Annotated in this window: 22 protein-coding genes; 14 read left to right on the forward strand and 8 right to left on the reverse strand. The window is 71.0% G+C overall.

Annotated features, from left to right (window positions below):
• The first annotated feature begins 3 nt into the window (after positions 1-3).
• Positions 4-813, forward strand: coding sequence for an alpha/beta fold hydrolase (locus tag AB1046_RS08010; RefSeq protein ID WP_369374097.1), 810 nt, complete (start codon positions 4-6; stop codon positions 811-813).
• A 30-nt stretch (positions 814-843) separates the two neighbouring features.
• Here the strand turns inward: AB1046_RS08010 and AB1046_RS08015 are convergent, their stop codons facing one another.
• Genes AB1046_RS08015 through AB1046_RS08025 form a run of 3 tightly spaced genes read right to left on the reverse strand, consistent with a single transcriptional unit; the run spans position 844 to position 4,454 of the window.
• Positions 844-1,839 carry an ABC transporter substrate-binding protein gene (locus tag AB1046_RS08015; protein ID WP_369374099.1) on the reverse strand — a complete coding sequence of 332 codons (996 nt, stop codon included), beginning with the start codon at positions 1,837-1,839 and terminating at the stop codon, positions 844-846.
• 57 nt (positions 1,840-1,896) lie between these two features.
• Positions 1,897-2,895, reverse strand: coding sequence for an ABC transporter permease (locus AB1046_RS08020; protein ID WP_369374101.1), 999 nt, complete (start codon positions 2,893-2,895; stop codon positions 1,897-1,899).
• Positions 2,892-4,454 carry a sugar ABC transporter ATP-binding protein gene (locus AB1046_RS08025; protein WP_369374103.1) on the reverse strand — a complete coding sequence of 521 codons (1,563 nt, stop codon included), beginning with the start codon at positions 4,452-4,454 and terminating at the stop codon, positions 2,892-2,894. Before AB1046_RS08025 ends, AB1046_RS08020 begins: the two co-directional genes overlap by 4 nt.
• Before the next feature lie 204 nt (positions 4,455-4,658).
• Between AB1046_RS08025 and AB1046_RS08030 the strand changes: the two genes are divergently transcribed.
• The 4 genes from AB1046_RS08030 to AB1046_RS08045 all read left to right on the forward strand — a co-directional run bounded on the left by AB1046_RS08030 (position 4,659) and on the right by AB1046_RS08045 (position 8,659).
• A complete protein-coding gene (locus AB1046_RS08030) occupies positions 4,659-5,645 on the forward strand; it encodes a hypothetical protein (RefSeq protein ID WP_369374105.1) in 987 nt (328 codons plus the stop codon).
• A 75-nt stretch (positions 5,646-5,720) separates the two neighbouring features.
• Positions 5,721-6,953, forward strand: coding sequence for an MFS transporter (locus AB1046_RS08035; RefSeq protein WP_369374107.1), 1,233 nt, complete (start codon positions 5,721-5,723; stop codon positions 6,951-6,953).
• A 37-nt stretch (positions 6,954-6,990) separates the two neighbouring features.
• On the forward strand, positions 6,991-7,926 hold the full coding sequence (locus AB1046_RS08040) for a LysR substrate-binding domain-containing protein (RefSeq protein ID WP_369374109.1): 936 nt from the start codon (positions 6,991-6,993) through the stop codon (positions 7,924-7,926).
• A 10-nt stretch (positions 7,927-7,936) separates the two neighbouring features.
• A complete protein-coding gene (locus AB1046_RS08045; RefSeq protein WP_369374111.1) occupies positions 7,937-8,659 on the forward strand; it encodes an SDR family oxidoreductase in 723 nt (240 codons plus the stop codon).
• Here AB1046_RS08045 and AB1046_RS08050 read toward each other — a convergent pair.
• Positions 8,656-9,690, reverse strand: coding sequence for an ADP-ribosylglycohydrolase family protein (locus AB1046_RS08050; protein ID WP_369374113.1), 1,035 nt, complete (start codon positions 9,688-9,690; stop codon positions 8,656-8,658). The two genes, AB1046_RS08045 and AB1046_RS08050, sit on opposite strands and share 4 nt — an antisense overlap.
• Complete coding sequence (locus AB1046_RS08055) at positions 9,687-10,718, reverse strand: ADP-ribosylglycohydrolase family protein (protein WP_369374114.1); 1,032 nt, start codon at positions 10,716-10,718, stop codon at positions 9,687-9,689. Before AB1046_RS08055 ends, AB1046_RS08050 begins: the two co-directional genes overlap by 4 nt.
• Before the next feature lie 204 nt (positions 10,719-10,922).
• Between AB1046_RS08055 and AB1046_RS08060 the strand changes: the two genes are divergently transcribed.
• From AB1046_RS08060 to AB1046_RS08080, 5 genes are all read left to right on the forward strand, one after another.
• Complete coding sequence (locus AB1046_RS08060; protein ID WP_369374116.1) at positions 10,923-11,909, forward strand: LacI family DNA-binding transcriptional regulator; 987 nt, start codon at positions 10,923-10,925, stop codon at positions 11,907-11,909.
• A gap of 56 nt (positions 11,910-11,965) precedes the next feature.
• Entirely contained in the window at positions 11,966-13,309 is a 1,344-nt protein-coding gene (locus AB1046_RS08065; RefSeq protein WP_369374119.1) for an ABC transporter substrate-binding protein, read from the forward strand.
• A gap of 131 nt (positions 13,310-13,440) precedes the next feature.
• Positions 13,441-14,280, forward strand: coding sequence for a carbohydrate ABC transporter permease (locus AB1046_RS08070; RefSeq protein WP_369374121.1), 840 nt, complete (start codon positions 13,441-13,443; stop codon positions 14,278-14,280).
• Positions 14,280-15,173: a carbohydrate ABC transporter permease gene (locus tag AB1046_RS08075; protein ID WP_369374123.1), complete on the forward strand. Its 894-nt coding sequence runs from the start codon at positions 14,280-14,282 to the stop codon at positions 15,171-15,173. The genes AB1046_RS08070 and AB1046_RS08075 overlap by 1 nt, the downstream gene beginning before the upstream one ends.
• A gap of 49 nt (positions 15,174-15,222) precedes the next feature.
• The gene (locus AB1046_RS08080; RefSeq protein WP_369374125.1) at positions 15,223-15,567 is read left to right on the forward strand and encodes a hypothetical protein; all 345 of its coding nucleotides are present in this window, start codon (positions 15,223-15,225) and stop codon (positions 15,565-15,567) included.
• 35 nt (positions 15,568-15,602) lie between these two features.
• On the opposite strand, the gene AB1046_RS08085 is transcribed toward AB1046_RS08080, so the two are convergent.
• The 3 genes from AB1046_RS08085 to AB1046_RS08095 all read right to left on the reverse strand — a co-directional run bounded on the left by AB1046_RS08085 (position 15,603) and on the right by AB1046_RS08095 (position 17,899).
• Positions 15,603-16,193: an LPXTG cell wall anchor domain-containing protein gene (locus tag AB1046_RS08085; protein ID WP_369374127.1), complete on the reverse strand. Its 591-nt coding sequence runs from the start codon at positions 16,191-16,193 to the stop codon at positions 15,603-15,605.
• Complete coding sequence (locus AB1046_RS08090; RefSeq protein WP_369374129.1) at positions 16,190-17,350, reverse strand: ice-binding family protein; 1,161 nt, start codon at positions 17,348-17,350, stop codon at positions 16,190-16,192. Before AB1046_RS08090 ends, AB1046_RS08085 begins: the two co-directional genes overlap by 4 nt.
• A 69-nt stretch (positions 17,351-17,419) precedes the next feature.
• Positions 17,420-17,899 (reverse strand): hypothetical protein, encoded by a 480-nt coding sequence (locus AB1046_RS08095; RefSeq protein WP_369374131.1) that lies wholly within the window; start codon positions 17,897-17,899, stop codon positions 17,420-17,422.
• A 200-nt stretch (positions 17,900-18,099) separates the two neighbouring features.
• On the opposite strand from AB1046_RS08095, the gene AB1046_RS08100 reads away from it, so the two are divergent.
• From AB1046_RS08100 to AB1046_RS08115, 4 genes are all read left to right on the forward strand, one after another.
• The gene (locus tag AB1046_RS08100) at positions 18,100-18,378 is read left to right on the forward strand and encodes a hypothetical protein (protein ID WP_369374133.1); all 279 of its coding nucleotides are present in this window, start codon (positions 18,100-18,102) and stop codon (positions 18,376-18,378) included.
• Positions 18,379-18,479: 101 nt separating this feature from the next.
• Positions 18,480-19,547 carry an ice-binding family protein gene (locus AB1046_RS08105; protein WP_369374135.1) on the forward strand — a complete coding sequence of 356 codons (1,068 nt, stop codon included), beginning with the start codon at positions 18,480-18,482 and terminating at the stop codon, positions 19,545-19,547.
• A 137-nt stretch (positions 19,548-19,684) separates the two neighbouring features.
• A complete protein-coding gene (ilvD, locus tag AB1046_RS08110; protein ID WP_369374137.1) occupies positions 19,685-21,391 on the forward strand; it encodes a dihydroxy-acid dehydratase in 1,707 nt (568 codons plus the stop codon).
• Between the two features lie 95 nt (positions 21,392-21,486).
• Complete coding sequence (locus AB1046_RS08115) at positions 21,487-22,017, forward strand: toxin-antitoxin system HicB family antitoxin (RefSeq protein WP_369374139.1); 531 nt, start codon at positions 21,487-21,489, stop codon at positions 22,015-22,017.
• Positions 22,018-22,026: the final 9 nt, after the last annotated feature.

Below are 22,026 nucleotides of genomic sequence, written 5' to 3' on the forward strand. Positions count from 1 at the left end.
GCCATGGAGATCGCGCTGGGTGAGCTGACGTTCGATGTCGAGGTCTCGGGGCCGCAGGAGGGCCCGCCCGTGCTGCTGCTGCACGGGTTCCCGCAGTCGCACCGGGCGTTCGACGCCGTCGTACCGCGCCTGCACGCCGCCGGGCTGCGCACCATCGCGCCCGACCAGCGCGGCTACTCGCCGGGGGCCCGGCCCAGCGACGTCGCCTCGTACGCGCTGCCCCACCTCGTGGCGGACGCCGTCGGGATCCTGGACGCGCTCGGGATCGAGCGCGCGCACGTCGTGGGGCACGACTGGGGCGCGGGCGTCGCCTGGCAGCTCGCCGGCACGGAGTCCGAACGGGTAGCGAGCCTGACCGCGCTGTCCGTGCCGCACCTGTCAGCGTTCGGCTGGGCCATCACGAACGACCCGGACCAGAAGCACCGGTCGCGGTACATGGACATCTTCCGTTCCGAGGGTGTTGCAGAAGATCTCCTGCTGGCCGACGACGCGGCTCGCCTGCGCGCCACGCTGCCCGCCGGGAAGGCGGACGTGTACGCAGGGCCGCTGGCTGAGCGCGCCGCGCTCACCGGGGCCCTGAGCTGGTACCGCGCGAACAACCTCGCCGCCGACGGCGCCCCGCCGTGCCCCGTCCCCACGACCTTCGTGTGGAGCACGGACGACAGCGCCGTCGGCCGGGCCGGTGTGGACCGGTGCGCCGAGCACGTCACCGGCGAGTACCGGTTCGTCGAGCTGGCAGGCGTCTCGCACTGGATCCCGGAGGAGGCCCCGGACGCCGTGGCCGAAGCGGTGCTGGCCCACGCGGCCCGGTAGGCCCCCTCCTGGGCTCCGACTTTGCGGCGCCTACTCGTAGAGGACCGCGGCGATCTCCTCGTCGTCGATGTTCGTCTCGTCGTACCAGTAGAAGCCCGAGTCGATCACCGGCTCGACCTCCTCGCCGTTGATCGCCGCCACGGCGGCCGCGACGGTCTCGTAGCCCATCCGGATCGGGTCCTGGGTGATGGCCCCGGCCATCAGGCCGTCGCGAATCGCGTCCATCTGCGCCTGGCCGGAGTCGAAGCCGATCACCGTGAGCTCGCCCGACCGGCCGGTCTCCTCCACTGCCTTGACCACGCCGATCGCGGAGCCCTCGTTGGTGCCGTAGATGCCCGCGAGGTCGGGGTGGGCCTGCATGATCGCCTTGGCGGCGTCGGCCGACTTGAGCTGGTCGCCCGCGGCGTACTGCGTGTCGACGATCTCGATGTCCGGCGCGTTCTCCTCGATGTACGCGGTGAACCCCTCGACCCGCTGCTGCCCGGTCTGGGAGGTCTGGTCGTGCCCGATGATCGCTATCTTGCCGCTGCCGACCAGCTCCACCATGTGCCTGGCTGCCTCGGCCGACGCCGCCAGGTTGTCCGTGGACACCGTGGTCACCGGCACGTCCGACTGGACACCGGAGTCGAAGGCGATCACGGGGATCCCCCGCGAGGAGGCGTCGGTCATCATCGGGATGGACGCCTCGGAGTCGAGGGCCGCGTAGCCGATCGCGTCCGGGCTCTTGTCCAGGGCGGTCTGCAGCATGGTGAGCTGCTTCTCGACCTCGGTCTCCGTCTCGGGCCCCTCGAACGTGACCTCGACGTCGAGCTCGGCCGCGGCGTCGTCGGCCCCTTGCTTGACCGCCTGCCAGAACTGGTGCTGGAAGCCCTTGGAGACCAGGGCCACGTAGGGCCGGTCCCCCTCGGCCCCGGGCTCGGTGCCGCCGCCCGAGGCGCACGCGCCGAGCGCGAGCACAACAACGGCGGCCGCGGTGGCCGCCGCCACCCTGGCGAACCGCGTGCGCGTGGTGGTGTTGACGTTCATACCGGTCCAGCTCCTTCGATGGTCGGATCAGACGTGGTGGGGTCGAGCGGGGTCGGGTCAGGCTTCCTTGCCGCGGCGCAGGATGTCGGCGTACACGGCGAGCACGATCACTATGCCGACGGCGACCTTCTGCCACTCCTGCGGGATCGACATGATCCGCAGGCCGTTGGTGAGCGTGGCCATGATCAGCGCGCCGATCACGGTGCCCAGGATCGTCGCCTTGCCACCCCGCAGGGAGGTTCCGCCGATGACGACGGCGGCGATGGCCTCCAGCTCGTAGCCGAGCCCGAGACCGGGCTGGGCCGAGTTGAGCCGGGAGGCCATCACGATGCCCGCCAGGCCGGTGAACAGCCCGGCCACGGTGTAGATGACAACCTTCCAGCGCCGCACGTCGACGCCGGAGATCGCCGTCGCCTCCTCGTTGGAGCCGATGGACAGCGCGTAGCGGCCGGTGAGCGTCTTGCTCAGCACAACTGCCGCGATGGCGGCGGCGACAAAGAAGATAAGGACGGCGTTGGGCAGCCCGGGGATGAGCTCACCGCCGGCGAGCTGGTCGAACCCGCCCACCTCGCTGAAGTAGATGGGCGCGGTCCCGGAGATCACCAGCGAGAGCCCTTGCGCGACCATCATCATCGCCAGCGTGGCGATGAACGGCGGCAGCCGCAGGTAGGAGACGTTCAGCCCGTTCAGGAGCCCGATCAGGGCACCGATGGCGAGGCCGCCCAGCACACCCACGAAGAGCGGCAGACCCATGTTCGCCAGGAACACACCGGTCATCACCGAGCACAGCGTCATGCCGGTGCCGACGGAGAGGTCGATGCCGCCCGTGGCGATGACAAACGTGGCGCCCAGCGCCATGATCCCCGTGACGGCGGTGGCCAGCAGGATGCCCTTCACGTTGGCCCAGTCCAGGAAGTACGGGCTGGCGAACGAGAAGAATCCGAAGATCACCACGAGCCCCGCGAAGGCGAGGAGCTGCTGCAGCTGCTGCCGGTTGCCGAACCGCGGGGCGGACCGCTTGGCCGGCCCGGTGGTCGTGCTGGACGTCGTCGTCATTCTGGGTCTCCGGTCGTGACGAGCGAGCGGTCGGCACCGAACCGCGTCGCGAGCTCCATGATCTTGTGCTGGGTCGCCTCGGCGTTGGCGAGGGTGCCGGTGACGCGGCCCTCGCACATGACGACTATCCGGTCGGCCAGCCGCAGCACCTCGGGCAGCTCGGACGAGATCACGATGATCGACTTGCCCTGCTCGGCCAGGCTCGTGAGCAGGCCGTAGATCTCGTCCTTCGCGCCGACGTCGATCCCGCGCGTCGGCTCGTCGACGATCAGCACGTCGCAGTCGCGAACGAGCCACTTGGCCAGCACCACCTTCTGCTGGTTGCCGCCCGAGAGGTTCTTGGCTATCTGGGTGACCGACGGCGTCCTGATCGCCAGCCGGTCCACCATCTCGGCCGCGACCCGGCGCCCGTCGGCATCGCGGACGAAGCCCGCGCGGGTCATCCCGGGCAGCGAGGACAGCATGACGTTGCGCACCAGGTCCTGGTCCAGGAGCAGGCCGTAGCGCTTGCGGTCCTCCGAGAGGTAGCCGATGCCGTGCCGCACGGCGTCGGCGGGGTTGCGCACCGTGACCGGCCGGCCATTCACCTCGACGACGCCGGTCGACCGGTCCGCCCCGATGATCGCTCGTGCGACCTCCGTGCGTCCGGCGCCCATCAGGCCCGCGAAGCCCAGGATCTCGCCGCGGTGCAGGTCGAAGGACACGTCCTTGAGCAGCTTGCGGGTGCTCAGTCCGCGGACCGCGAGCACCACCTCGCGCTCCGCCGACCCGGGAGCAGACCCGGGAGCGCTGCCGGACTCGGCGGGGTCGGGCCGCACCCTCGTCTCGAGCTGCCGGCCCACCATGGCACCGATGACCTCCTGGGTGTCCGTGGTCGCCGTCGGCAGCGTGTCGACGTAGCGGCCGTCCCGCAGGACGGTGATGCGGTCGGAGATCTCCTTGATCTCGTCCATGCGGTGCGAGACGTAGATGACGCCGGTGCGCGGCGAGACGAAGTCGCGGACGATCCGGAACAGCGTGGCTACCTCGGTCTCCGTGAGCGCCGCCGTCGGCTCGTCCATGATCAGCACGCGGGCGTCGAACGAGAGCGCCTTGGCGATCTCGACCATCTGCTGGCCGGCAACGCTCAGGTGCGACACGGGCTGCCTCGGGTCGAGCGGGATCCCGAGCCGCTCGAAGAGGGCGGCCGCCCGGCTCTCCAGCACGTCGTCGCGGATCAGGCCGGCACGCCGGGTCTCGCGGCCGATGAAGATGTTCTGCGCGACCGTCAGGTCGGGCATCAGGTGGAACTCCTGGTGGATCACGCTGATGCCGAGCTCGTTCGCCTGCCGGGGGCCGGCGGGGCTCATCGGCGCGCCGTCGAGCTCCATGGACCCCGAGTCCGGCTGGTAGATGCCGGAGAGCAGCTTCAGGAGGGTCGACTTGCCCGCTCCGTTCTCACCGACGAGCGCCAGCACCTCCCCGTGCCGCAGGTCGAGGTGGACGTCGTCAAGCGCGCGGACGCCTGGAAAGGACTTGCTGATCCCCGTGGCACGGAGAAGGACTGCATGGTCCGTCACGTATCGCTCCCTTGCCTACGTGCCTCGCATTCAACCCCAGACATCCGATGCATCTCAAGGCCTTAGGGCATATCGACACCGATCCGTTCCCGTTCGGCACGCTCCCGGCGGCGATAGGTCAGACGTTTATCCCGGTGGAGCGCCTGCTCGGCAAGCTGTGCAGCAGGCTGTGCACGAGGCGTCCCACCGTGCCACGGTGGGACCGTGCCAGCAAGCAACCCGAGTGACCCGACCGGACCTGCCGACCTCGACACAGTCCTGGACACAGTCCTCGACGCGCTCTACGCCCGGCCGCTGGACGAGTTCATCGCGGCCCGCGACGACGCCGCCCGGCAGGTCGCCGACAGCGGCGACCAGCTCGGCGCCGAGCGGATCAAGCGCCTGCCCAAGCCGTCGGTGGCGGCCTGGGTGGTCAACCAGGTGGCACGGGACCATGCCGACGACGTCGCGGCGCTCACCGCCGTCGGCGACGAGCTGCGGGCAGCGACGCAGGACCGGGACCGCGCCCGCCTCCGGGCGCTTGACCACCTGCGCCGCGAACGCACCGACGCCCTGGTCCGCGCCGTGCGCGACGCCGGCGAGGTGGGCGGCCGAGCCGTCTCGGCCGCCGTGCTCGACCGCCTCACCGAGACCCTGACCGCAGCCGTCATGGACGCCGACGCCGCCGCGGCAGTCCGGGCCGGCCGCCTCGCGCGGGCGCTGCAGCACGCCGGGTTCGGGATAGTCGACGAGCAGGGCGAGGAGGCGGACCTGGTCGCGCTGCGCCCAGCGTCTGTCACGGGGTCCGACGACGGGGCGCGGGCGGGCGGGCCCGGTTCAGATGCTGCCGGTTCAGATGCTGCCGGTACGGAGGCGGGCGATGCGGACGCAGATGCTGAAGCCGCCGAGCGAGCGGTCGAGGAGACGTCCGCGCAGGTGGACCGGCTGGAGGCGGACCGGGACGAGGTCCGCGAGCGCCTGCGCACCGCGGACGCCGCGGCCAAGCAGAGCCGCAGCGAGGCGGCGCGCCTGGACCGGGAGCTCGCGCGGCTGACCGCGGAGCGCGACACGGCCCGCCGTTCCGTCAAGAAGGCTGAGCTGAGCGCCGAGGAGGCCCGTGCTGAGCTGGACTCGGTGGAGGACCAGCTCGACGACGCGGTGGAGCGCGCGGCGGAGGCGCGTCGTCGGCGCCGGGCCGCTCGTGGGCGGTGAGCAATCGACTCGCGGTGCGCTGCGCCCCGTGAGACAGACTCGTTGCCGCGGCTAACCATCTGAGATGATCGCGGTGTGACGGGAACGGGAGACGCGGCCGGCGATCCAGAGTTCCGTTTCCGTGACATCGCCGTCATCGCGTACTTGCCGTCCGTCGTCAGCTCGATCGGCCACGGTGCCGTGATGCCGGTCCTTGCGATCCACGCCGGCGACCTGGGCGCCGGCACGGCGATGGCGGCGTTCGTCGTCGCCCTCCTGGGGATCGGGCAGCTCGCCAACTCTCTGCCCTCGGGCGCGCTCGTGGCGCGGCTCGGCGAGCGCCGCACCCTGGTGATCGCCGGGCTGGTGGACGCGGCGGCGATGCTGGTCGCGTTCCTGGTGCCTTCGGTCTGGCTGCTGTGCGTGTGCGTCTTCGTCAGCGGCATGAGCTGGACGGCGTTCCTGCTGGCCCGGCAGGGGTTCCTGATCGACGCCGTGCCGATCACGCACCGGGCGCGAGGCATGGCGCTGCTGGGCGGTTCGGGGCGGCTCGGGGTCCTGATCGGCCCGCTGCTGGGTGCGCTGCTGATCCACCTGGTCGGGACCCGCTGGGTATTTGTGCTCGCCGCGTGCGCGTCCCTGGCCTCGACGCTCATCGTGACCCGGATGCCGGACTTCGGGCGGGTGCGCCGCGGCGTCGTCCCGCTGGCCGTGCACTCGGTGCTGTGGCAGCACCGGCGGGTGCTGCTCACCCTCGGGGTGGCCGTCATCATCATCGGCGCCTCCCGGTCGGTGCGCACGGGCCTGCTGCCGCTGTGGGCCGACCACGTACACATCTCGGCCGCCGTCGTCTCCCTGCTGTTCGCGGTCGCGGCGACCATCGACATCCTGCTCACTCTGCCGGGCGGCTGGCTGCTGGACACCCGTGGTCGCCAGGTGGTGGCGGTGCCGGTGGTGCTCGCCGTCGGCGTCGGCTGCCTGCTGCTGCCGCTGGCGGACACGGCGTTCACGATCGGCCTGGTGATGGCCCTCATCGCGGCGGGCAACGGGCTCGGCTCGGGGATCGTGATGACGCTCGGCGCCGACGCCGCGCCGGTGGAAGGCCGGTCGCAGTTCCTCGGTGGCTGGCGGTTGTGCGGGGACCTCGGCAACACGGGCGGGCCGCTGCTCGTCGCGGCGGTGGCCGCTGTCGCGCCGCTGGCCGCCGCGCCCGTGCTGATCGGGGTGCTGGCGCTGGCCGGCGCGATCTGGGTGGGCCACTGGACCGGGAAGGCCGACCGGGACCGGCGGGCCGGACCGCCGGGCGAGGCAGGCCCGGCCGCCCCCTGAGCCGGGCCGTTCCCTGCGCCGGTCGTACCCTGAGAGGGTGTCGGATCTCAGCCTGCGGCGGGTGCGGTACTTCGTGACCGTGGCGCAGGAGCTCAACTTCGGCCGCGCCGCCGAGCTGCTCCATCTCGCCCAACCGGTGCTCAGCCGCCAGATCGCGGTCCTGGAGCGCGAGCTGGGCACCTCTCTGTTCGACCGGTCCACGCGCGGCACGGCTTTGTCGGAGTCTGGACGTGCCCTCCTGGAGGACGCCCGGGCGCTGCTCGCGGCCGCCGACACGCTAGAGCAGCGCGCGCGGTTCGTCGCCCGCGGGGTGGACCGGTTCGCCATCGGGTTCATGCCCGGCCTCGTCGTCTCGCCGCTCGTGCAGGTGCTCACCGACCGGCTCCCCGGGCTCGACGTCCAGCTCGTGCGCACGAGCTGGGACGACCAGGTCACCAAGCTCCACGACGGGCAGCTTGACGTGAGCCTCGTCCGGCTGCCCGTGTCGCTGCGCGGCCTGCGGTCGGTCCCGTTGTTCAGCGAGCCCCGGCTGGTCGCGCTCCCCGCTACCCATCCGCTGGCAGCGGCCGAGCGCATCACCGTCGCCGACCTCGCGCCGCTGGAGCTGCTCCAGGACCCGGACGCCGTACCCGAGTGGCGTGCCGAACGGCTCCGGCTGGGCCTGCCGCCCGTGCGTGCGGCGGGTGTGCCGACGCTGCACGCCGTCGAGGAGAAGCTTGAGCACGTGGCCGCGGGCCGGGGAATCACCATCCTGCCGGAGTCCACCACCCGCTTCTACCGCCGGCCGGACGTCGTCTACCGTCCGGTCGACGGACTTCCACCAAACGAGGTGGTGCTCGCCTGGCCGGCGCACCGCACCTCGCCGGCCCTCGACGTCACGGTCGCGCAGGCGCATACCCTCGCGAACGCTCATACCCTGCGGGCATCACTGGTGGGCGAAGAGGTCTTGGACGGTAGACCCGCGTCGGCGTGAGGGTGGTGGCATGACCATCACCAGCAACACCCGCGTAGTCCTCCTCGGCGCCACGAGCGGCATCGGCCTCGCCATCGCACACGCCGCCGCAGCGGCCGGCGCCTCCGTCACCATCGGATCGCGCAACCCGGCCTCCGTCGAGCGGGCGCTCGCCGAGCTGCCCGACACCGTCTCTGGACACGTCGTAGATGCCACCTCCGGCGCTTCGCTCGCGGCCTTCTTCGACGGCGCCGGCTCGTTCGACCACTTCGCCTACACCGCGGCGGACCCGCTCGCCGGCCTCACGCTCGCGGACTACACGGTCGAGGCGGCGCGCTCCTTCTTCGACCTGCGGCTCGTGCACGCGCTCGACGCCGTCCGGCTCGCCGTCCCGCACCTCAGGGACCACGTATCTGTGACGCTCACGAGCGGCACCGCCGCGTTCAAGGGCGGGCCCGGCTGGACGCTCGGCGCCGCCGCCTCGGGAGCGACGGTGTCCGCCGTCCGCTCGCTGGCGGTGGAGCTCGCCCCGGTCCGCGTCAACGCGGTAGCACCCGGCGTCGTCCGCTCCCCGCTCTGGTCGGGGATGAGCGAGCAGGACCGCGAGGAGATGTATCGCGCCACCGGCGCGACCCTGCCCTTGGGCAGGGTCGCCGCCGTCGACGACGTGGCCAAGGTCTACCTCGCGCTCATGGACCAGGACTACGTCACCGGCACGGTGTCCGTGGTCGACGGCGGCACGCTGGTCGCCTAGGAGACAGCCGCACCCTTCAGGGCAAGAGCCGCTGCCAGTCCTTCGAGCGACTCCCCTGCCACCGCCGGGATCGTGACGCCGTGCAGCACGTCGAGGCCTGCGGCCGCCGGCGCGCTGCCACTGGCGCCGCAGAGCGCACCGACGAGCGCGGGCAGGCTGTCCTGGTGCCGGGTGACCGCGAGGGCCAGCGGCAGGGCCGTCTCGTGGTCACCCCGGGTGACCGTGGTAATGGCCAGGGCGAGCGGCAGCGTCTCGGCCACGGTGCCGGGGTGGCTGTAGGTGCGGGGGGCGAACCGGCCCAGCAGCGCCGGGAGCGCGGCGAACGGGCTGGCAGCCTGATCCACGATCTGGAGCGCGTCGCGGACGCCGTCCGCGAGCCAGTCGTCAGCGGCGCGGCCGTCGACGGCGAGGTCTTCGGTGACGGAGTCGAGCCCGTCGCGCAGCGGTGCACCGGCCAGGAGCCCGCTGACGAGCCGGGCGAAGACGACGGCGGCGTGCACCCCTACTCCGTCGTGGGTGATCGACGCGTACCTGCGGGCGAGCTGAGCTGCCTGCGCCGGGTCGGCGGCGGCGAGGGCGATCGCGAGCGCCCCCGGGAGCGCGGTGTCGTCGTAGAAGGCCGGGTTGTCACTGCCGGTGTGGGGCGGGCGGAGCCCGGCGGCCGCGTTGAGCAGCGCCGACCGCTGCGCCGGGCCGGTCCAGGTCTCCGGGGTGTCGACGAGGGCCCGCCAGGTGTCGAAGAGGTCGTCGTCGTCCCAGGTCGGCGCGTCGAGCAGCACCCGCGCGGTGGCGGCGAACGACTCGGTGTCGTCGGTCGCCACGAGCGGCGGCGAGTCGATGGCGGTGAGCACAAACGGCACTACCGGGCGCAGGACGCGGGACTCGTCGAGCCCGAGCGCCCCCTTGCGCAGCATCTCGCGGACCCAGGGGTCGCGGACCGTGCGGTGCTCGCTGGCCGGCGCGCCGAGCGCGTCGCCCAGAGCAAGCCCGTGGACGGCGCCGATCGCGCGGTCGAGGCGGTCGTCCGTCATGCTTCAGTCTCCTTGTCGAGGGTCGCCTCGTCGCTCGTCGCCGTGCCGAGGGTCGCCCTGTCGCGGTTCGCGCGCTCGACCAGCGCGTCGGCCAGGCCGATCAGGTCGGTGCCGGCCGTGGCCTGGATGCACTGGCCCGTGACGGACCGCACCTGGTCGACGTGGTCCGGGTCGAACGCGTCCGCGCCGTGCAGGGCGCCGGCGACCGCGCCGGCCATCGCGGCGATGGTGTCGGAGTCCCGCCCGATGTTGACCCCGGACTCGATGACGCTCGTGGCCCCGTTGTTGGCCCGCAGCAGGCCGATGGTCAGCGACACCGCCTCGGGCGCGACGTCGGCCCACATGTAGTGCCGCAGCGGGATGGCCTCGAACAGCTTCTCCTCGATCTGCTCCACCGAGGCCCCGTGCGCGGCGATGTCGAGCGCCCGGTGGGCCATGCGGTAGGACCAGGAGTCGGTGGGCAGGGCCGCGAGCATGGCGTCGAGGACGGGGTCGATGGTGTCCTCGACCATGGCGGCGGCGACCCCGGCGGCGATCGCCTGGGCGCAGTAGATGCCGTCGCGGGAGTGGCTGACCTGGGCGTCGGCCAGGGCCATCTGCCGGGCGAGCTCCGGGTCCCCTGCCGCGTAGACGCCGATCGGCGCGACGCGCATCGCTGCGCCGTCGCTCCAGGTCTCGGCGTTGCGCTGCCCGCTGGTGGGCGGCTGCATGCCGGCGTGGAGGTTGGCGATCGCGATCATCTCGCTGAACCCCGCCCGGTTGAACCCGGCGCGCTGTGTCTGCAGGGCTTCGAGCCAGGTCTCGGCGACCACCTGCGAGGTCAGGCCCGAGCCGGCCTTGAGCACACCGCGCGCGCACAGCACCGCGTACTCGGTGTCGTCGGTGCCGGCGGCGTCCTGGTCGACGAACCCACGGACCCGGCCCCACTTCTCGCGGATCGCGGGAAGAGTCATGCCTTCGGTCGGCGCGCCCATCGCATCGCCGATCGCCAGGCCGAGCAGCGCTCCGCGCGCACGATCGTTGGTCATCGTCCTCCGCCTCTATCTGTCCCCGGGCACTCGAAACGTTTTGCGTAACCCCCGCACCCGGAGCATCGTTGATAAACCGGGTGTTTGCCCAGGTGATGGCGCTTGTGCCTTGCGTCACAGGGGGCTTTTGGAGGATGATACTGCAAAACCTTTTGCGCGCATCTTAAAGCGCAGGGGGCCTACGAGGGGGCAAGGAGCAAGGCGATGGTCGGGATCCGTGACGTGGCCGAGGCCGCCGGCGTCAGCGTGTCGACCGTCTCGCAGGTCGTGACCGGCAAGCGTCCCGTCTCGGCAGCGACGCGAGCCCGCGTGGAGGCCGAGATCACCCGCCTCGGCTACCGCGCCCACCCCGGCGCGGTACAGCTCCGCGGAGGCCGGACCGGCACCATCGCGCTGATCGTGCCGACCCTGGAGAACCCCTTCTACCCGCTGGTCGCCGCCGGGATGCAGGACATACTCGTGCCCCACGACATCCTGCTGACCATCACCGACTCCAGCGGTATGGACCGTTCGTCGAAAGCCATCCACCGGCTCCTGTCGCGCCGGGTGGACGCGATGGTCGCCGCGCCATGGGGCCTGCCCGAGGCGAGCCTGGACGACCTGCGCGCCGCCGGCGTCCCGTTCGTCACCCTCGGCAAGGAGCCGCCCGGCGGCGGCGACTTCGTGCACACCGACGACGTCAGCGGTGCCCGCGTGATCACCACGCACCTGATCGAGCGGGGCCGGCGTCGGATCGCCTTCCTCGGCGGGGAGGAACCGCTGATCCCCACGCAGCAGCGCCTGGAGGGCTACCGGGCCGCGCTGCAGGCGGCCGGCCACCCGCTCCGGGACGACGACGTGGTGTTCGCGGAGTACACCCGCGAGGGCGGCCGCACCGGTGCCGCGATCCTGCTCGACCGCGACGACCGCCCCGACGCGATAGTCGCTGCCAACGACCTGATAGCGATCGGCGTCCTGGACACGGCCCGCGCCCGTTCGCTCCGGGTCCCGGACGACCTCGCGCTGACCGGCTACGACGACATCGACGCGGCATCCCTCGTCAGCCCGCCGCTGACGACCATCCTCAACCCCGCTCGCGAGATCGGGCGCGCCTGCGCCCGCCTCCTGCTGGAGCGGCTAGACGGCGAGGCCACCGACGTGGCCCGCGCCATAGCCCTGTCCACCCGGCTCGTAGTCCGTGACTCGAGCTGACCCACGTCCTTCCCATGACATCCTCCCGAAAACCTCGACGCGAGAGAGACACCCCCTTGAGAATCACGAAGCGCGCACTGGTCCCTGTCAGCGCTGTCGCCGCGGTCACGGTCGCCCTGGCCGGTTGCGCAGGCGGCAACGCCAGCGCGGCCGGCCAGGTCACCTACTGGGGGGCGTTCTACGCACCCAGCACCGAGGAAGCGTTCCAGGAGATCTTCATCGACGGCTTCAACGCCGACAGCGACGCGACCGTCGACATGGAGGTCCAGGAGCTGACGACCATCGGCCAGCTCACGGAGACGGCCGTCTCGGCGGGCGAGGCGCCCGACATCATCTACTCGGACGGGCCGACGTCGGCCTCCGACTTCGCCCGCGCCGACCGGACCGTCCCGCTGGACGAGTACGCCGAGGAGTACGGCTGGCAGGACGCGTTCCTGCCCTGGGCCTACGAGCTCAGCACCGTCGACGGCGAGTTCTCGTCGGTGCCGGCCAGCTACGGGTCGATGGTCCTGTACTACAACACCGAGGTGTTCGAGGAGCACGGCTGGACCCCGCCGACCACTCTGGCCGAGTTCGAGACCATCGCGGAAGAGGCAGACGCGGCCGGCCTGGTGCCGCTCGGCGGCGGCAACGCGGGCTACCAGGGCATGACCGAGTGGCTCATCACCGCGGTCTTCAACGCGGCGGTCGGCCCCGAGAAGATCTACGACGTGCTTACGGGCGAGGCCTCGTTCACCGACCCGGAGTTCGTCTCGGCCATCGAGCTCATCCAGAGCTGGATCGACAGGGGCTGGCTGGCCGGGGGCTCGGAGTCCTACTTCACCACCGACGACACGGCGAACGTGACCGGCCTCGCCAACGGCACCACCGCCATGTATCTGAGCGGCACGTGGTCGTTCAGCTCGCTCTCCGAGGTCTTCGAGGACCCGTCCGTCTGGGGCTGGGCCCCGCTGCCGTCGCTGAACGACGCGGTCGAGCCGGGTGTGTTCCCGCTGGCGATCGGCACCCAGCTCTCGATCAGCACCGACGCCGCTGACCCGGACGCCGCTGCATCGTTCCTCGACTACCTGGCCGGCGACGTGGACCGAGCGCTGTCGTACACGGCGCGCACCGGCGAGAACCCGCCGCCGCTGGCGATGAGCGCCGACCAGTTCCCGGAGGACATCGACGAGCGCACCGTGGAGCTGTACACCCAGATCCCCGAGACGACCAACGTCGGCTACGCGACGTGGACGTTCTTCCCGCCGCAGACGGACGCGTACCTGATCAGCGAGTTCGACAGGGTAGTGACCGGGGACATCACCGCTGCGGAGTACCTCGCGGGGATGCAGGAGGCGTTCGACGAGGAGTTCGACGCCGGTGCGACGCTGGTCCCGTTCACGCCGCAGGGTCGGGACTGAGCAGTGACCACTGAGACCGCGATCCCCGGGGCCCTCCTGACCACGGCCCCGACCCGACGGGACCCCCGCCGGCCCACCAGGGCCGGCGGCTGGGGGCCAGGGCGAACCGACGGCTCCTGGCGTGGCTCTTCGTGGCACCGCTGCTCGCGGTCAACCTGCTGGTCATCACGGGCCCGGGCCTGGCCTCGGTGTTCTACTCCTTCACCGACTGGGACGGGCTGAACACGCCCGCGTTCGTCGGCCTGGCGAACTACGCCGAGGTACTCAGCTCGGGCGCGGTGCTCAACGCGCTGATCCACAACCTCCTGTGGACCGCCTTCTTCCTCGTGGTCCCGATGACGATGGGGCTGGTCGGAGCGTTCCTGCTGTCCCGGCTGCGGCGGGGACAGGCGTTCTTCCGCGTCCTCTACTTCATCCCCTACGTGCTGGCCACCGTCGTCTCGGCAGCGATCTGGCGGCAGATCCTCGACCCGGAGACCGGGATCGGCGCCGCCCTCGCGGGCCTCGGGATCCCGTTCCTCTCCGACGTGAACTTCCTCGGCAACCCGGCGCTCGCCCTCGGCTCAGTGGCCTTCATCAACACCTGGCAGTGGTGGGGCTTCCTCCTGGTGATCTTCCTGGCCTCGATGCGCGCGGTGGACCCCGAGCTCTACGAGGCCGTGCGGCTCGACGGCGCGGGACCCGTGCGCGAGTTCTGGCACATCACGCTCCCCTCGATCCGCCCGGCGCTGGTCTTCCTCGGGCTGATGACCATCATCTGGTCGTTCCTCGTCTTCGACTACATCTACGTCCTGACCCAGGGGGGACCCGCCGGATCCACCGACGTGCTCAGCACGGTGCTGTATCGCGAGGCATTCCAGAACCAGCGCCAGGGGTACGCCTCCGCCGTAGCGATGCTCCTGTCGGCCATCAGCGCCGCGACGGTGCTCGGCTACCTGGCTCTGCGCAAACGGCTGGGATGGGATATCTGATGAGCAACACACAGCACAGCCTGTACACGTACGCGTACACACCCCCGCCCAAGCCCGTCCCCGTGGAGCGCCGTGGTGAGCGACCCCAGGTCGTCACCTGGGTGGTCCTCGGCCTGCTCGGCCTGTACGCGCTCGCCCCGCTGCTGGTCTTCGCGACCAACTCGCTGAAGTCCGCTCGCGAGATCGACAGCAACCCGCTCGGCCTGCCTCAGTCCTGGAACTGGTCGAACTTCGCCTACGCCTGGCAGCAGGCGGAGATGGGTGGCGCCCTGCTGAACAGTGTCCTGATCGCGCTCGCCACCGCCGTCGGCGTAGCGATCATCGCGACAGCCGCCGCCTACGCCATGACCCGGCTCGGCCTGCCGGGCGAGGGCGGATGGATCCTGTGGCTGCTTGTGGCGTCGTCGCTGCCGATCCAGCTCTTCCTCGTGCCCCTGGTGAGCTGGTGGTCCTTCCTGGGCCTCTACAACCAGCCCTTCGGCCTGGTCGTCATCTACTGGGCCGTGTTCAGCCCGTTCGCCACCCTGCTGGTCCGCTCGTTCCTCCTCGGGCTGCCGAAGGAGTACGAGGAGGCGGCACGCATCGACGGCGCCGGCGAGCTGCGCGTGTTCTCCCGCGTCGTCCTGCCGATGATCCAGCCCGCCGTCCTGACCGCGGCACTCGTCTCCGGGCTCCAGGCCTACAACGAGTTCATGCTCGCCGTCACCTTCATCCAGGACAGCGACTTCAGGCCGGTAGCGCTGTCCCTCTACTCGTTCCAGCAGGGCTTCACCACCGACTGGTCGATGGTCAGTGCCGCGGGCCTCATCATGGCGCTGCCCGTCGTCATCCTCTTCCTCACGATGCAACGCACGTTCATCGACGGCTACGTCTCGCGCGGCGTCGCCGTATGAACCGCTACCTGCCCGTCCCGCGCCCCGCCCCGAGCCCCAAGGAGTGCCGATGACTTCCGCGAAGGAGATTCTGAGCACCACCGCGGCCGAGCAGATCACCTCGGGCCTGGTCGAGCTCATCACGGTGCGCAGGTACGAACGCTTCGCCGGTGCGATGCTGGCCGCCGACGACGACCACCGCCTCATGATGGAGGACGTCCGGGTGGACGCCATGACGCACCTGTGGTCGTGGACCACCTGGGCGGGCGGCAGGATCAGCGACACCAAGGTCACCTCGGACGAGTCGACCGCCCGGACGGCGGTGCAGGATTGGCTGGCGGAGGCACCGCTCGTCGAGCGTGAGCCCGGGCGCGACATCTTCGCCCTGATCCTGGTCGAGGAGGACTGGCGCTGAGCCTCAGGTGAGCGTATGCCGGGAGGCGACAGTGCCTAGCCCTGTCCGTCCGGGTTGACGGTGTACCGGAGGTGGACGGTAGCGCGCTGGCAGGCGTCCTGGTTGACGGCCTTGTTCGCGAAGCCGATCGACGCCCCGCTGAACGGCGTCGCACCGCCGTCGGGCCGGAGGGTCCTGCCCACCGCCATCGTGCTGTCCAGCAGCAGGTAGTCCGAGGCGTCACAGGCCGCGGCGGGCGTTCCGGGCGCGGTGGTGACGGCCGAGATCTCGACGGCGACCACGTCGATGTAGGTGCTGTCGGGCCCGTTGTTCACGACCCGCCCTGTGATGGGCACTGGCGCGACGCCGGGCGCGAGGCCTGACATGGTGGACGTCTGGGTGACGGTGAGCGAGTTGTCGGCGGCGACGCAGTCCACGGCCTCGGCGGGTGCAGCAGCTCCGGGGCCGAGGAGGAGTGCCGCGCCGAGGAGGCCGAGGAGGAGGACGGCGGCCGACGTGGCCGGCGCTTGGCAGCGCCTGCGCGCCAGGACCACGAGCGCGGCTCCGGCGACGAGGCAGGCGAGCGCGATGATCAGGAGCAGGCCCAGATCGTCAGGGCCGGTCCTCGGCAGGGTGTCGCAGTTCATGGTGTCACCGTCGCCTCGTCGTAGGTCTCGCTGTCGGTCGGAGCCCAGCGGGCCAGTGGCGCCGGGGTGACGACCGGGGGCGGGTTCACCTCGGGCGGGAGGGCGTCGGTGAACCTGATGGAGTTGGACGCGAGGGTCACGGCGCCGAGCGAGAGAGCCCGACCGATGAGCGCAGTGCTCGCGCCGAGCGTGATGGCGCCCTGGGCGACGATCGAGCCCGACAGGAACGAGTTCGCTCCGGTCCCCGCGGCGCCGGCGACCACCCAGTACACGTTCGACGCCTGCGCACCGTCGATGAGGGTGACGCTGCTGGCGGCGGCGGTGTTGAACGCCGCCGAGGTCTGGAGGACGAACACCGCGTCGGCGTCGCCGTTGGCGTCAAGAGTGAGTGTCCCGGTCACGGCCATCGCGGCTGTGCTGTGGTAGATGCCCGGCGTCAGGGTGCGACCGCCGAGGTCGCCGACGAGCTCGCCGTCGGCCGGCCGTGCGGCCAGGTCCTCGTAGGCGTCGACCAGGGCGGCGTGCGCCGCGGCGGCGTGCCCGTCGCCCGCATGGATGTCACCGCCAACCCTGCTCGGATCAATCCCCGTGATGGTCGTGCCGGGGCTCACGCCGAGGTCTCCGCTGACCGTCGTGACGCCGGTGCTGACCACCGCGGTGGCAGCGAGGACGGAGTAGCTCCGCGCGGCGCCCAGCAGGGCGGGAGCCGTGACGGCGACGGTCGCGCTGGGCGCACTGAGAGCCGTCCACGATGCGTAGACGGCGGTCACGACGTAAGTGTGCTCCCCGACGGGGACGTCCGCGTCGGTGCAGCTGTCCTCAGCGACCAGCGACGTGGGGCTGCTCTCGCACGCCGGCACGGTCGTGTCGCCGTCGCTCCGGGCGACGTAGTCGCCGGCTGGCTGCACGCCGCCGTCGCCCTGGGTCCAGCTGACCGGGATCTCCCCGGAGGACGTGACTGGGACGGTCACATCGACGGGCGCGGAGAGCGTCGAGGTCGTTGCCGTCGCCGCCCCCGAACCGGAAGCACTCCAGTAGGCAGATGCGGGCGCGGTCCCGGTCGCGACGGACCCGACCAGGGCGAGCAGAACCAGCAGGACCGTCGCTGGGCCGTGCGCACGCGTGAGGCCACGACCGCGGTGGGCGGTGTCCGGCATCGCGTCAGCGGAGTGACGTCCGACGGATATGCAGGGGATGAAGCACACCCGTCGGACGTCGATCATGGGTCAGGAGGCGGTGAGGAGCAGCGGGACGTCCTGCCCCTGGCAGTCGTCCTGGTTGACGGCGGTGTTGTCGAGCGTCACCGTGACGGTCCCGTCCACGGAGTCACCGGGGGCGATCTCCCCGGCAGGCGGCCCGGTGGTGACCTCGGCCGTGTAGTCGGCAGCCAGGCACTCGTCCGTCGGCTCCCATGCCTCCCCGCCCTCTTCGGCGATCTCGACGGTGACCTCAGTCAGGTTCTGCGTCCCCTCGCCGGGGTTGGACACGGTGAAGTCAACCGTCTGTCCGGCGCCGCCCGGCGCGAGCTCACCTTCGCCGGGCTCACTCGTGATCTCGAAGGCGACGCTCTCACCGGTTGTCGCCGCGCCGGTACCGGTGCCGGTGGACGTCCAGTACGCGAAAGCGACTCCGGCTCCGGTCAGCGTGAATGCGGCCGTAAGAATGATGACAGCGCGTTTCTTCCCACGGTTCTGGGCATTCTCCATGACGGGCTCCTTCAAGTTTGTCGGCCCTTTGACATGGGGTCTCGACGCGATGGGATTGCGGCCCCCGCCCCCAGAGCGGGAGCCACAATCTGCAACGTATCAGTCGAAATTTCACCCCCTGCCAAAGGATTGATCGAAATGAGCCGTAATGTCACGGGGCTCCGCGACGGCCCTGCACTCCCCGGGTGAATTGTTTTCAAATGGTGAACACGTCCGAAGTCATAGGTGAGCAGGTCAGGGGATCGCTCCTCGGCGACACAACCGACAATCCGGGCCCCGTCTCGGGTGAAATGACGGCGTTCATTGCTGCCAAAAATGCTGCAATGTGCAGACCGTTCGAAATCATGCCAAAGCAGAGTATGATTTTGGATGGACTTTTATTTCTTGCACATGATCGGCGAACGGTGCGTACTGTAAAACGTATCCACAATGCAAGATTGCACCTCCGCGATTCGGAGGATCAGAGAGGTATTCCATGAGAAATCATAAAGTCCACCATGCCGAAAGGTCCGCGCGGCCACCCGCACCTCGACGCGGCGCCCTGGGTACGGCACTTGCTCTGGGCGGTTCTGCCGCGCTCGTGTTCGCGACCCAGCCAGCCTGGGCGATCGGCACCCCTGTCGACCTCGGCACCGCCGGCACCTACTCGGTCCTCGGCGGACAGACCGTCACCAACACCGGCCCCTCGGTGCTCTCCGACAACGTCGGCGTCAGCCCGGGCACGGCGATCCCGGGATTCCCGCCCGGCATCGCCCTCGGCGACACCCACTCGGCGGACGCCCACGCGCTCCAGGCGCAGAGCGACCTCACCATCGCGTACAACAACGCCGCGGGGCAGGCTCCCGACGAAAGCGTCTCAGGTGACCTGGGCGGGCTCACCCTCCAGCCGGGCGTCTACAACGCGTCCAGCTCCATCGGGCTCACCGGGACCGTCACCCTCGACGCCGATGGCGACCCCGACGCCGTCTTCATCTTCCAGGTCGGCTCTACTCTCACCACCGCGAGCGCCAGCACCGTCGCACTCCTGAACGACGCGCAGGCCTGCAACGTGTTCTGGCAGATCGGCAGCTCCGCCACGCTGGGCACGAACACCACATTTGTGGGCACGATCATGGCGCTGACCTCGATCAGCGTTACAACCGGCACCACCGTGGACGGTCGCGCCCTGGCGCGCAACGGGTCGGTCACCCTCGACAGCAACGTCTTCACCCAGAGCGAGTGCGAGACGGCCCCGCCGTCGTCGACGCCGTCGCCCACACCCACGCCGACGCCGACGCCGACGGACAACCCGACGGGACCTCCCACCGGCAACCCGACGCCGACTGATAGCCCGCCCGGCGGACCCGGCGAACCAGGCGGTCCAGGCGGACCCGGCGGACCCGGCGGTCCAGGCGGACCCGGCGGACCCGGCGGTCCAGGCGGACCCGGCGGTCCAGGCGGACCCGGCGGACCCGGGGAAAGCGGCGGCCCCGGCGACGACTCCGGCGGCAGCGATGGGACTCCGGGCGGCGGTGACCAGGGGCCGGACATCCTGGCCGTGACCGGCCCGTCCGTGAACATGCCGCTGCTCACCATCGCGATCGCGGCGATCCTGGCCGGAGCCGGTCTCATCGTGACCAGCCTCCGGTTGCACCGCCGTAGGTCCTGACACGAGCGGTCGCGGTGGCCCTGACCGGGCCGCCGCGACTCCTCGTACGGAGGGTCACCTTGGCCGACCCGACCCCGACCCGCCGACTCGCCCCCGTTCTACAGGCCGGAGACACGCGGGCCGGGCACAATGCAGACATGTCCAGTGCCAAGAATCCGGTCGACATCAAGCCCCGCTCCCGCCAGGTGACAGATGGCCTGGAGGCGACGGCGTCCCGCGGGATGCTGCGCGCCGTCGGCATGGGCGACGAGGACTGGGTCAAGCCGCAGATCGGCGTCGCGAGCTCCTGGAACGAGATCACGCCCTGCAACCTGTCGCTCGACCGGCTGGCGGACGCGACCAAGGCGGGGGTGCACGCCGCGGGCGGCTACCCGCTGGAGTTCGGCACCATCTCGGTGTCTGACGGCATCTCCATGGGCCACGAGGGCATGCACTTCTCGCTGGTGTCCCGCGACGTCATCGCCGACTCGGTCGAGACGGTCATGCAGGCCGAGCGGCTGGACGGCTCGGTGCTGCTGGCCGGGTGCGACAAGTCGCTGCCCGGCATGCTGATGGCGGCCGCCCGCCTGGACCTGGCCAGCGTGTTCCTCTACGCCGGCTCGATCATGCCGGGCTGGGTCAAGCTCGAGGACGGCACGGAGAAGCAGGTCACCATCATCGACGCCTTCGAGGCCGTCGGGGCCTGCTCGCGCGGGCTCATGAGCCAGGGCGACGTCGACCGGATCGAGCGGGCGATCTGCCCGGGCGAGGGCGCCTGCGGCGGCATGTACACCGCCAACACGATGGCCTCCGCTGCCGAGGCGCTCGGTATGTCGCTGCCCGGGTCGGCGGCCCCGCCGTCGGCCGACCGCCGTCGGGACGCGTGGGCGCACCGGTCGGGCGAGGCAGTGGTGAACCTGCTGCGCAAGGGCATCACCGCGCGCGACATCATGACCAAGGAGGCGTTCGAGAACGCGATTGCCGTGGTCATGGCGTTCGGCGGGTCCACGAACGCGGTGCTGCACCTGCTCGCCATCGCCTACGAGGCCGAGGTCGACCTGACCCTCGACGACTTCTCCCGCGTCGCCGACCGGGTGCCGCACCTGGGCGACCTCAAGCCCTTCGGCAGCTACGTCATGAACGACGTGGACCGGATCGGCGGCGTGCCCGTGGTGATGAAGGCACTGCTGGACGCCGGGCTGCTGCACGGCGACGTGCTGACGGTCACGGGCCGCACCATGGCCGAGAACCTCGCCCAGATCAGCCCGCCCGACCCGGACGGCAAGATCCTGCGCGCCATGGACAACCCGATCCACAAGACCGGGGGCATCACCATCCTTTCCGGGTCGCTCGCGCCCGAGGGCGCCGTCGTGAAGTCGGCAGGCTTCGACTCCGACGTGTTCGAGGGGACCGCGCGGGTCTTCGAGCGCGAGCGCAGCGCGCTCGACGCCCTGGAGGACGGCACCATCCAGGCCGGCGACGTGGTGGTCATCCGCTACGAGGGCCCCAAGGGCGGCCCCGGCATGCGCGAGATGCTCGCCATCACCGGCGCCATCAAGGGTGCGGGCCTCGGCAAGGACGTCCTGCTCGTCACCGACGGCCGGTTCTCCGGCGGCACCACCGGCCTGTGCGTGGGCCACATCGCCCCGGAGGCGGTCGACGCCGGTCCTATCGCGTTCGTGCGCGACGGCGACCGTATCCGCCTCGACGTGGCGTCCAAGACCCTGGACGTCCTCGTCGAGCCGGCCGAGCTGGCGGCCCGCAAGGAGGGCTGGGCACCCCTCTCGCACCCCTACACGCGCGGGGTGCTGGCCAAGTACTCGAAGCTCGTCCAGTCGGCGTCGAAGGGTGCGGTGCTCGCGTAGCTTGCGGCGGCCAGATGGCCGCTGACGTCACCCGCGTCAGAGTGACACCACATTAGGGGTTGCGATGACACCACTCATGGTGTCATGATGGCGTCATGGACCTCACCAACTACGTCGACGACCTCCAGCACCGCCTGGCCATCGCGGCCGACGCGGCCGGGGACGACGCCCGGCAGCTTGCCGGGCGCCTGACCGCGCCGCTCGACGCCGCCGTCCGCCTCGTCCTGCTGGACGCGCTCTCCACCGCGGCCGGCGAGATCTCCGCCGAGCTCGCACCCGGCTCGGTCGACGTGCGCCTGCGCGGCGGCGAACCCGAGTTCGTGGTCTCGGCGCCCGCCGTCCGTGCGGAGCCCACTGCGACGGCCGCACCAGCGCCTACGCAGGCGCCGCCGCCCGCCACGCCGTCGAACGCCGACGCAGACGGCGCCACCACCCGCACCACCCTGCGCCTGCCCGACCACCTCAAGACACAGGTCGAGGTCGCCGCAGCGCACCAGGGCGTCTCCGTCAACACCTGGCTCGTGCGCGCGGTCGCCGCCGCGCTCGAGCAGACCACCGGCACCTCCGCGCCGCAGCCCGGCACGGTGCAGCACGGCACCAACCGTCACACCGGCTGGGTGCGCTGACCGCACCGG

Origin of the sequence: Promicromonospora sp. Populi (assembly GCF_041081105.1) — a bacterium.
Lineage (GTDB): Bacteria > Actinomycetota > Actinomycetes > Actinomycetales > Cellulomonadaceae > Promicromonospora.